The sequence below is a fragment of the Rhodococcus sp. EPR-134 genome, from assembly GCF_001647205.1.
GTDB classification, from domain to species: Bacteria; Actinomycetota; Actinomycetes; order Mycobacteriales; family Mycobacteriaceae; genus Rhodococcus_F; species Rhodococcus_F qingshengii.
The window spans coordinates 1-10,665 of the sequence record NZ_LVCT01000416.1 but is presented as its reverse complement, the minus strand read 5'-3'; the positions used below and the strand labels follow the sequence as shown (position 1 = coordinate 10,665).

Sequence of the window (10,665 nt, the reverse complement as noted above, 5' to 3'; positions counted from 1 at the left end):
GGAAGAGCAGTCGAATGACGGCGATTCTGCCGCCGGTGTCGAACGCTGCGACGATCTTCAACCATCGCACCCACGCGCAGACCGGGCAGGATTCATAGCGGTCGGTGAACGGAAGGGCTTTCACGGTTCCGGTACCGTCCTGGTCGGTCTTGGACTTGCGGATCTGTACGTGCGCGCCGTCGAGGCGGTCGCGGCGGACATCGCGGCATTCGAGCGCCACGAGTTCACTGCGCCGAAACGCGCCGGTGTATCCCATCAGCAGTAGCGCGGTGTCGCGGCGTTCGAGCACCTCCGACGCCCAGTCCGCTGCAGTGCGTCGGGCGTGGTCAACGATCGTGGTGATGTCAGCGGTGAGGAGCGGGGCACGGGGATTTCGGGGCCGCTCCCCCGCAGACGCATAATCCCGACGAATACCGGCGAGAGTGGCGCGAACCATTTCGTGGCCGCACGGGTTGTTGTGGCCAACAGCGCGGTGACGGTCGGCGATCGCCGCGATCCACTTGCCGAACGTCGACGGTGCATACGCCCGCGTCCCGTCGACAGTGAGCGTGTCGGCGGCGGCGACGAGGTAGGCCGCCACCGTCGCGGGATGCGCAGGCAACGCGTGGTGCCCGGCGACGGTGCACCAGGTCTCGAAGCGTCGCCACGCCGAATCGTAGGCGCGGCGAGTAGCAGCAGACCGTGCCGATGCCATCGACCGTTCGATTCGCGCGGCGACCTCGCTCGACAGGTCCGGAAACACCGCCGCACCACTCACCGGGACGATTGAACCCACGTCCGGGACCTCGCTGAGCTGCCGTTCTGCCATGGTAGGGACTGTAGCGAGCACCCCCGACAGGCTTCTCAGGTCGAATGCACGCTGAGCAGGCGTTTCAGCGGGGACGGTGCGGGAAGGAAAATTCTCGTCGGTCACCGCACAAATAACGTGGGTGACTACAGGCAGCGATCGATTTCCGCGTAGAAACCAAGGTAGAGATGCGTGTGGTGATCACGCGCGCTTCAGTCCCAGTCCAGTCGAATACCGAGCTCGACGAAGGCATAGGCCAGCTCATCGACGTCACCTTCGGTCCGGCACCCCGTTCGAGCGAATCCGAACAAAGATCGGGCGGCATCGCTGTCGACGCGGGCGGCGACGACCGCCGCATCGATCGCCGCCACCACACCGTCCCAGGCGCTGCGGACCGGTACCGCACTACGAGACCTCGTCGGAGCGGTCCCCGGATCGACCGGCTCGTACCGTCGCGGCCGCAGCAGGCAGGCATCAGCTCCGCTCGCGGCTATCTCATCGTTCTCGACCGCGATGATCGCGGTCGCCGCTGCGAGAAGGACTTTTGCTTGCTCGTCCCACCTCAGGTCCTCGAACGGAACCCACGATGTCCGCAGCGGGCGAGGATGCCCTGTCGATTTCCAGATCGCGCTCAGTGGCTTCGCCCACCATCCGGTGCGGACCAGCGGTGTAGACACTTCGTCGACGACGGTGCGCAGCAGCCTGAACCACACCGCTGCATGAACACGGCCTCCGCCGAGCTCGACCGACCCGCTCGTCAACGCGGCAATGGAGCGTCTGTCGATTTCCGCGACGGCCGCCGCGACCGGTATCGGTGCTGCGTGTTCGTCCGAACCTGCTGGTGTCCTGTCCCAGAAGACCAGGCTGCCGGGTACGACAGCGCAGAATTCGAGCCCACAGTGATGCTTCGTGCAGCTGGACAGCATCGGGTATTGCTGAGCCATCATGACCGCGATATCGGCGTCTGTGTCGAGGTCGTCGATACAGAGAGGGCATGCCCGCGTCGTCAACGTGCTCACCCAGGGAAGCCATGTGCCGGCGGGCGGTGCGCGTCGACGTCGATCGGCCATTGCCAGACCCGGTGGCAATAGAACCGAGAACTGGTGGACGTAGGTGTCGAAGTCGCATTCGGCGGGGTCGGTGCTGTCGAGCAGCCAGGGCGTGCAGCCCGCCAACGTCATCTCCCGCAGCCGTTCCGCCGTACAGGAGCTTCTCTGGGCAAGCGCGGATAGCACCGGCTCAGGTGTGTGCCGGTCCAGGTCCACGCCCGAGGTGTCGACGCTGAGCCCGTCGAGAAGGTCCGCTGTATTGAACAACGAATACAGTTCGCTGGTCCGGGCCAGCCACGACATCAGAGTCTCACCAGGTAGTGGTTTCGGGTGCAGTGGCCACCGCGGATGCGCACTGTGGCCGAGCGCTGTGCGTGCTGCGGGGGCATCGGCTGGTGTCATGCCAGGTGCCGTTCGAATTGGCGGCGGCGTTCGGTGGGCCCGGAGTAGGCGGTCTGCGTCAACACCTGTGAGGTGATCGATTCCTCTCCGGCTTCGAGTGCGGTCACTGCGGCCGCGGTCAACAGCATGGCCAGTTCGCCGATAGTTCCTTCGCAACGGGTGAGGAGGTAATCGGTCATCTCCGCCGATGTCAGGTGCGAGGGCACACGCAACGGAAAGCTGGCGGTGAAGCTCGCCAGCAGGGAGCGGGTGTCGGTGTCGTTGGTCCAGATCGGCAGCGTCATGGGGTGAAAACGGTTCTCCAACTGTGCATCACTGCGGATCGCGAGGTACGCCTCTCGGGTACCGACTCCGACGAGAGGGATCCGCAGTTCGTTGCCCATAAACCGCAACAGGTTCAGGAATTCTCGGCGCACGTTGTCGCGGCCGGCGAGGACGTTGTGGAGCTCGTCGATGATCAGCATCCGAACCCCGGTCGCTCGCAGCAGCGTGATCGCTTGCTGTTCGAGTTCGTGGACTCGGCTCCGTGGCCGGATCGGCGTTCCAAGGGCAGCAAGCATCGCCAGGTAGAACCGTGCGGGTGCCGGGTCCGGAGGCATCTGCATACACAACACCGGTATCTGCTCGCGATCGGACAAGCTGACAGTGGGGTGTGCACGGCGGAACTTCTCAACGATCATCGACTTGCCGTTGTTCGTCGGTCCGATCAGAAGCATGTTCGGCATTCGTTGTCGATCCGGCCACCCCAGCAGCGTCTCGAGGTGCTCGATGACCGACTGTGCACGCGGATACCCGATCCACCGTTCGGCCCGAATGTGTTTGATGCGTTGTGCAGCAGGCAGAATCGCGATCGATCTGACCGAAATTCGCAGGTGGGTGAGGTCCGCGCGATCGACGTCGATGTCGTCGTCGCTACGGTCGTCATCGTCGCCTTCGGGAGCGCTGCGGGCGTCGCTGTTCATCGATTCACCATTCTTCGATGTCGTCGAAGATCGGAACCGACACGTCGTCGGTGCCTGGATCATGCTCGGGCGGGCTCTGCGTGTTCGGTGGTGTGGCGATGCTGCTCAGGTGGGCACGGCGAGTGCGATTACGTCGGGCTCGTTTGGTGTCCCTCTGCGCGGACGTGGCTATCTGACGCATCTGCTCGATCATCGCGAACAGAGCGTGTTCGTCGATGCTCGCTCGGCCGTGTTCTCGAAGGCGCGTGACCGCTGCGCGGTGTTCCCACGATGTCACCGCCGGATGCGACATAGTCCGGTACGGCACCTCGACATACCCGCCGCCGCTGTCGGGGTCCAGGACCCACACCCTGCTCAGATCTCGTGGATCACGCCGGATCACGAACTGCCCCAACTTCTCTCGCCTGGCGATCCACGGTTTCAAAGCATTGGAGAAGTACTGGATGTGGTCGATGACGAACCCTGTCCGGGTCAGGCGGCGCCGCATGACCGGAAGGAAGTCCACCAGGAATGCGGTCTCGTCCACCACTGTCGACGTCGGCAGAGCAGGGTCGGCGTCGATGCTGCTGGCCCACTGCGCAGCCGGGCTCCGGCTCAGGCCGGCGTGCACGTCCGCGTGATACGCCGCGATCGCCAGGATCAGCCAGCGTTCCAATTCTTGTAAGGCCAGTGCTGCTGTGCCCTCCGAGTCGTAGCTGCCCCGCTGCGTTGGGTTCGAGAACGTGGTGCCGGGGAGTTCGTGGACCTGGGTCATGACGGTGCCGATGATGCGTTCGACGATCCCGCCGTAATGCGGCCGGCCGGGTGGTCGGTAGCCGAGGTCGATGCCGTGCTGCTCGCAACCACGCTGGAGCGCTTCGCTTTTGAACTCGGCGGCGTTGTCGACGTACAAGCGGTGCGGCTTTCCGCCCATCGGCCACCGCACATCCGCGCCAAGGCCCAAAGCGTCGATCCGTACGCTCTTGTCCGAGCACACCCTGCCCAGACACAACCCGACCGACACTGCGGACGGCGGATCGAGTGTGACGACGAACCCTGGCACACAGCGGCTGAAGACATCGATGGCAATCGTGAGATACGGACGTCCGATCGGTGCCCGGTCGTATTCGTCGACGATCATCAGATCGACCACGGTGTGATCGATCTGGACTTGTTGCAGAACGGCCGTCACCGGCGGCGGGACGTCGCCAGCGGATTGCCGCGATCGGGCCGCGTCCGGTCCGCCACGTGAGCGTGCGACGCGGCCCGGGTGCATTGCTGCGATCCGCGCGTTGACTGTGTTGCGGGCTGGGATCGGGAGTCCGGCGCGGCGGCAGGCGAGCGCGATACGACGATGCAGCGCAGCGACACTGAGCTTCTGGCGAGCCAGAAAGTCACGGTTGATGTGCTCGGCGATTACCACTTCCACCTCGGTCGGCACGCGGGAGCGTCCGCGCCCGCCTGACGGTGCGGAGACCAACAGATCGGTGACCGCCCCTCCCCCATTCCGGAGCCTGGACAGCAGCACGTACACACGCCGCGGCGAGACCCCCAACTGCTGCGCTGCATCCTCGACCACTGCGGTACCAATCGAGGATCGATCCGCTAGTTCGCTGAGCACTGCAAACCGCGTCCGTGCCTGCTCCCACTGCTCGGCCGACGCGGTCAGCACACCGGTCTCGGCGACGTCGAACTTGTCCGCGTCCATCGCAGCCTCCGAACGCCCAGCCTGGGTGACCGATTGTGCAGTGCACTTCTGCACTCAGAATGTCAGAAGACGACTGCAATCGGAGGTGAAACCCCAGGAAAGCATGACGCGCACTCCTGAAACTGACATGGGCTACGCGAGGGTCTCGACTACCGATCAGACCAATGATCCGCAGGGCGACGCTCTGAGCGCTGCCGGTTGTTTCAAGGTCTGGACCGAAACCGCCTCCGGTGCAACCACCACCCGGCCGCAACTGAGCGACCTTCTTTCCCATCTTCGCGGGGGGGACACATTGGTGGTCTGGCGCCTCGACCGGCTGGGTCGCTCACTCCCCCACTTACTGCAGACGGTAGAAGATCTCGCCGCCCGCGGTGTCGGATTCAAATCGTTGACTGAAGCGATCGACACCACCACTTCCGGCGGCAAACTGATCTTTTCCATCTTCGGTGCTCTCGCTGAATTCGAACGGAACCCGATCCGCGAGCGCACTCAGGTCGGTCTCGCTGCAGCCCGAGCCCGTGGCCGCACCGGTGGCCGGCCACCGAAGATGACGTCGACGAAACTCGCTCAGGCACAACGGATGCGGGAGAACGGGATGCACCTGACCGACATCGCCGAAATCATCGGCGTCGGCAGGACAACGCTGTACCGACATCTGAAATAAAATCGTTGCACTGCAACAGATTTGACCGTGACTTTCGGCTGATTGTGGCGTAGTTTTCGATGGTATTTAGTTGGTGAGATGTTGGACGATGGCCAAGTGAGTTTGACATTTTAAGTCTAAATCCTTAATGTGATTTTGTGATGCAAACCACAGCTAGTGAGGCTATGGGCGATACGGCTGACCGGATTGTCGTCCGACGGGGAATGTTTGCGCTGACCCTCAAGGACGTCCAGCTCGCGGCGAACCGGGCCAACCCGTCACCATCGAAATACCATTCGGCTCTTGCGCCTGGCTTTTCTAGGCACGCATGGCGCCTGTCAACACTAGCCGACAGGAATGCTCGACAATATCGGTCTCTCGACCAAAACCGCTGAACTTGACACTACCGCTGGGCAACTCAATCTTCATGACGTTGCGTTTGGTTCATCCCTCAAGCAGCCAGGGCCGATTTTTCCAGTGGTCGCGTACAACTGCGGCGACAGCGGAACGCATCGACGCTGGCACAGCCAGGCCAACCACCGGCCCTGAGCCCAAGCACAGTGGGAGTCACTCATGTGAGCGTAGCTCTGAGCCAGAGGGAAGTCCTCGATCCGAAGAGCCTGGTCAACGTCAGGCAATTCACCGTTGCTGTGCGCCTTAACCCCTCCCCTCACCCTGTCGCGAGCTATTACGACAGGCGCCCGCACAGTCGTTGGCGAACTCGTCAAGCGTCTACCCATCTCAGAAGAGCGTTCCGAAAGTTCAAAAAGGAGTCGATATGGCAAGACTGATACTGGCCCGCACCGGCCGACTGCTGACCGCGCTGACTGCCGCCGGTCTGCTCATTGCCGGCTGCTCGGGCAGCGAAGTCGAGAGCGCCGCCGAGGGCATCGACAACGGACTGATCGGACAGCAGACCGCGGGGGAGCCGCGATCGGGCGGCACCATCGCGTACGCCGGTTACACCGCGGTGAGCAGCCTCGATCCCGCAGCCCGCCAGGACGGTGGTTCCACCGGCGGCACCGAGATGGCCGCACTCTACGACCTACTACTGCGCTACGACCAGGACTCCGACCAGTACGTCCCGCAGCTCGCGGATTCCATGACGGGGAACGAGGACGGCATCGTCTGGACACTCACGCTCCGCGAAGGCGCCACCTTCAGCGACGGCACGCCGGTCGATGCGGCGGCGGTCACCTGGAGCATCAATCGCTATCTGGAAAAGAAGGGCACACACACCCAGGTGTGGCTGGTCTCGGTAGAGGACATGGCGGTCACAAACAACTCGACGGTGACATTCACCCTCAAGCAGCCGTGGCGGGAGTTCCCGGCGCTGTTCACCAGTGGGCCCGGGATGATCGTTGCCCCCTCCTCGACGGTCGGTGGCGACTTCGCTCCCGTCGGCGCCGGGCCGTTCGTGTTGGAGAAGTTCACGTCGCAGGAGGAGTTGGTGCTGCGGGCGCGAGCAGACTACTGGGGTGGCAAGCCTCATCTGGACTCCGTCCGCTTCCCGGCGATCGTCAACGAGACCACGCGACTGGAATCGGTACAGTCCGGCAACCTGCAGATCGCGTACCTGCGCAACCCGGAAAATGTGCGCGCAGCGGCCGAGGCTAGCCTGCCCGGCGCGGTGTACACGGTCAATATGGGCGGCACGGCGCTGATCAACAGCCGAGAGGGCAGACCCGGCGCGGATGAGCGGGTACGCCAAGCGTTGGTGGCCGCGTTCAACCCCGATCTGTTCAACACGCGGGTCCAGAGCGGCGACGGACTGGCGAGCAGCGATATGTTCGCGCCAGCATCGCGGTGGCACGGGGACGTCTCGGGCTCCGGCTATGACCTGGACGAGGCTATCCGGCTACTCAAGGAGGCCAAGGCAGACGGCTACGACGGCAAGATCACCTATGTGGGCACGAACGACCCGGAGACCCAACGCAGCGCCCTCGCGATCGAAGCAATGCTCGAAGGCGCGGGCTTCGACGTGGAGATCAACTACGCCTCCAGTATCAACGACCTGATCAAGGTGCTGTACGCGCAGCACGACTACGACGTTTCCTATGCCGGCTTCAACGTGCTCGACAACGCGCCGTTCATCCGCATGTACGGCAACCTCCACAGCACGTCGGCCTCCAATGTGCTCGGCTATGCCAACCCCGACATGGATGAGTTGCTGGCCCAGCTCCAGACCGCACGCGATGACGATGACAAGCGCCGGGTTCTCGCTGATATCCAGACGCTCGTCAACGAGACCGCGCCGATGGCGGTGTCCTCGCCCTACCGGCTGTTCATGCCGTTCGCCGACAATGTGCGCGGCGTGCAGCTCAGCTCGGACGGCATTTTGCTGTTCGACAAGGCGTGGACCACAAACTAAACCACGGCTCACAAGCCTCACCCCGGCCCCGAAACACCCGGGGTGAGGCTCGTGCAGCAGCGACATCGGTCTCGGGACGCAGCTATGCACGAGACCTCTCTTTGCCCTTTGTTTGTTCTTCCCTGAAACACAGATCAATTTTTTTCGTGAGCAGACGGTACGACCCCGCGATTATCTTTGGAGGCATTCCGATGTATCCCGCAGTACACGCACGCAAACACCCCGAGCGCATCGCTGTCCGCGTCGGCGGCGGTCCAGGCGTGACCTACAAGGAGCTCGACGAGCGGTCGGTCAAGCTGGCACGAGAGTTGCGCTGGCGCGGCCTGCAGGTCGGTGACGGCGTTGCAGTCCTAGCTGAAAATCACGAGCGTTACTTAGAGATCTACTGGGCTGCAGTGCGTTCGGGATACTACATTACTGCGATCAACCGGCACAGCACGCCCGATGAGGCCGCGTACATCATGGCGGACTCAGGTTCGAAAGCGCTGATCTGCTCGCACGGTTTGCGCGAGACCGCAGTGGGCCTGCTGCCGCTCCTCAAGGACGGCGTGCATCGCCTGATGTTCGATGGCGTGATCGACGGTTTCGAATGCTATGAGAATTTGTTGGAACGGCAACGAGCCGATTCCCTCGTAGAGGAGCCCCGCGGCCAGTTAATGCTCTACTCATCCGGCACCACCGGCCAACCCAAGGGCGTCAAGCGCGCGCTGACCGGTCTGCGGGTGGACGATCCTGCCGCACCGCGGAATTCCGACCTGATCCGCAAGATCACTTCGATCGATCAGGACTCGGTGTATCTCGTGCCAGGTCCGCTTTACCATGCCGCTGCGTTCAACTGGTCCCTCGCGGTCCAAGAGATCGGAGGGACCGTGGTGGTCATGCCGAAGTGGGATCCAGAGCATTTCCTTGCGCTGATCGAGAACCAGGGAGTGACCCATACACAGGTAGTCCCCACAATGATGGTGCGCCTTCTCAAGCTCGACCCCGAGGTCCGCGCGCGACACGACATGTCCTCTCTCAAAGGACTGCTGCACTCCGCGGCTCCGTGCCCGGTCGACGTCAAGCACGCGATGCTCGACTGGCTCGGGCCGATCGTCGACGAGTATTACACCGGCACGGAAGGCAACGGCGTCACGTTCATCGCGGCCCGGGACTGGCAGCAGCGCCCCGGATCCGTCGGCCGGCCGGTGATCGGCATCATCCACATCTGTGATGACGACGGCCAAGAACTGGCCACCGGCGAGGTAGGAACGGTGTATTTCGAGCGGGCCGGAACCGTATTCGGTTACCACAACGACGCCGCGAAAACCGCTGGTGCGATGCACCCGGACCATCCAACCTGGTCGACTATCGGGGACATGGGCCGCGTCGATGAGGATAACTACCTGTTCCTGACCGACCGCAAGGCGTTCATGATCATCTCCGGTGGGGTCAACATCTATCCCGCCGAAATCGAGGCGCGCATGGTTATGCACCCGGCCGTGGCCGATGTCGCTGTATTCGGTTTGCCCGACGCGGACATGGGCGAGTACGTGCATGCTGTGGTGCAGCCAACCGCAGGCGTCGCGGCCACCGCGGAGCTTGCTGCGGAGATCATCGATTTCGCCCGCGACGGGCTCTCGCGTTACAAGGTTCCCCGCGTCCTGGACTTCCTCGACGAGCTGCCACGGCTGGAGTCGGGCAAGCTCCGTAAGGATGTGCTGCGCGCAGACTATCTGAGTGCGAGATCGAGCCTGACCTGATCTCGCGCCACTTATACAGAATCTGGGAGTCGGAATCCGATCTTGGTCTCACTGCTGGTGACATGCTGCGTGATCGTGAAGGCATGGCCCAGATAGTGACTGACTTTGCACGGACAACTTTATGCAGGTGAAAGCTTTTTCGGCACTTTCACAGACGCCCGAAACCCCTTGAATGCTCCTTGTAAGCGAAAGGGGCTCTTCACTATTGCTCCGCGGACCAATAGTGAAGAGCCCAATCTGAGCCAGGCTAACCAAGACGTCAGTCTGTGTCAGTTTCAGAAGGCGACTGCACACATTCCTGGGTTTTGTCGTCGAGTGCAGTCGTCTTCTGAAACTGACATGGGCTACGCGAGGGTCTCGACTACCGATGAAACTGCCGATCCACAGAGCGACGCTCTCAGCGCTGCCGGCTCTTTCAAAGTCTGGACCGAAACCGCGTCCGGTGCAACGACCACCCGGCCGCAACTGACCGATCTTCTTTCCCATCTTCGCGACGGAGACACCCTTGTTGTCTGGCGCCTCGACCGGCTCGGTCGCTCACTGCCCCACCTCCCGCAGACGGTGGAAGATCTCGCCGCCCGCGGTGTCGGATTCAAATCGTGGACCGAAGCCATCGATACCACCACCTCCGGTGGCGAATTGCTCGTCTCCATCTTCGGTGCTCTCGCAGAATAGGAACGAAATTTGATCCGGGAACGCACCCAGGTCGGTCTCGCCGCGGCCCCGGCCCGGGGGGGCACCGAGGGCCGGCCACCGAAGATGACGTCGACGAAACTCGCCCAGGCACAACGGATGCGGGATAACGGGATGCATCTGACCGACATCGCCGAGATCATCGGCGTCGGCCGGACCGCCCTCTACGGGCACCTGAAGTGATACTCGGCAGTGAATCTATCAAGCAACACCACGCGCAAACCGAGGAGGAGCAATGATCAGAACCTGTGGATGGTTCTCGGCGAGGCGGCGTGAGTGGGCGCACCTTCCCGGGAATGATCTGAAATTCCATCAGCTCTGATCAGGAC

At 62.8% G+C, this 10,665-nt stretch carries 8 protein-coding genes and 1 pseudogene; 5 read left to right on the top strand and 4 right to left on the bottom strand.

Annotated elements, in window-relative coordinates; all coding sequences use genetic code 11:
* The 4 genes and pseudogenes from A2J01_RS19130 to A2J01_RS19115 form a co-directional block, all read right to left on the bottom strand.
* A pseudogene (locus A2J01_RS19130) lies at positions 1–808 on the bottom strand (integrase); the annotation flags it as partial.
* A gap of 191 nt (positions 809–999) precedes the next feature.
* Positions 1,000–2,238, bottom strand: a complete 1,239-nt coding sequence (locus A2J01_RS19125; RefSeq protein WP_030537355.1) for a TniQ family protein — start codon at positions 2,236–2,238, stop codon at positions 1,000–1,002.
* Positions 2,235–3,200 carry a TniB family NTP-binding protein gene (locus A2J01_RS19120; RefSeq protein WP_225320204.1) on the bottom strand — a complete coding sequence of 322 codons (966 nt, stop codon included), beginning with the start codon at positions 3,198–3,200 and terminating at the stop codon, positions 2,235–2,237. Before A2J01_RS19120 ends, A2J01_RS19125 begins: the two co-directional genes overlap by 4 nt.
* A 4-nt stretch (positions 3,201–3,204) precedes the next feature.
* Positions 3,205–4,887: a Mu transposase C-terminal domain-containing protein gene (locus A2J01_RS19115; RefSeq protein WP_030537353.1), complete on the bottom strand. Its 1,683-nt coding sequence runs from the start codon at positions 4,885–4,887 to the stop codon at positions 3,205–3,207.
* 103 nt (positions 4,888–4,990) lie between these two features.
* Between A2J01_RS19115 and A2J01_RS19110 the strand changes: the two genes are divergently transcribed.
* From A2J01_RS19110 to A2J01_RS37465, 5 genes are all read left to right on the top strand, one after another.
* Complete coding sequence (locus tag A2J01_RS19110; protein ID WP_231915837.1) at positions 4,991–5,551, top strand: recombinase family protein; 561 nt, start codon at positions 4,991–4,993, stop codon at positions 5,549–5,551.
* A 757-nt stretch (positions 5,552–6,308) separates the two neighbouring features.
* Positions 6,309–7,901 (top strand): ABC transporter substrate-binding protein, encoded by a 1,593-nt coding sequence (locus tag A2J01_RS19105; protein ID WP_064113336.1) that lies wholly within the window; start codon positions 6,309–6,311, stop codon positions 7,899–7,901.
* Positions 7,902–8,092: 191 nt separating this feature from the next.
* Positions 8,093–9,643: an acyl-CoA synthetase gene (locus A2J01_RS19100; protein WP_064113335.1), complete on the top strand. Its 1,551-nt coding sequence runs from the start codon at positions 8,093–8,095 to the stop codon at positions 9,641–9,643.
* Between the two features lie 339 nt (positions 9,644–9,982).
* Positions 9,983–10,318 carry a recombinase family protein gene (locus tag A2J01_RS37355; protein WP_331715328.1) on the top strand — a complete coding sequence of 112 codons (336 nt, stop codon included), beginning with the start codon at positions 9,983–9,985 and terminating at the stop codon, positions 10,316–10,318.
* An 84-nt stretch (positions 10,319–10,402) separates the two neighbouring features.
* On the top strand, positions 10,403–10,519 hold the full coding sequence (locus A2J01_RS37465) for a helix-turn-helix domain-containing protein (RefSeq protein WP_442971569.1): 117 nt from the start codon (positions 10,403–10,405) through the stop codon (positions 10,517–10,519).
* Positions 10,520–10,665: the final 146 nt, after the last annotated feature.

Excerpts from the sequence above, each read along its gene's own strand:
- A2J01_RS19125 (WP_030537355.1), bottom strand. The coding sequence starts at position 2,238 with ATGACACCAGCCGATGCCCCCGCAGCACGCACAGCGCTCGGCCACAGT.
- A2J01_RS19120 (WP_225320204.1), bottom strand. The coding sequence starts at position 3,200 with ATGAACAGCGACGCCCGCAGCGCTCCCGAAGGCGACGATGACGACCGT.
- A2J01_RS19115 (WP_030537353.1), bottom strand. The coding sequence starts at position 4,887 with ATGGACGCGGACAAGTTCGACGTCGCCGAGACCGGTGTGCTGACCGCG.
- A2J01_RS19110 (WP_231915837.1), top strand. The coding sequence starts at position 4,991 with ATGACGCGCACTCCTGAAACTGACATGGGCTACGCGAGGGTCTCGACT.
- A2J01_RS19105 (WP_064113336.1), top strand. The coding sequence starts at position 6,309 with ATGGCAAGACTGATACTGGCCCGCACCGGCCGACTGCTGACCGCGCTG.
- A2J01_RS19100 (WP_064113335.1), top strand. The coding sequence starts at position 8,093 with ATGTATCCCGCAGTACACGCACGCAAACACCCCGAGCGCATCGCTGTC.
- A2J01_RS37355 (WP_331715328.1), top strand. The coding sequence starts at position 9,983 with ATGGGCTACGCGAGGGTCTCGACTACCGATGAAACTGCCGATCCACAG.
- A2J01_RS37465 (WP_442971569.1), top strand. The coding sequence starts at position 10,403 with ATGACGTCGACGAAACTCGCCCAGGCACAACGGATGCGGGATAACGGG.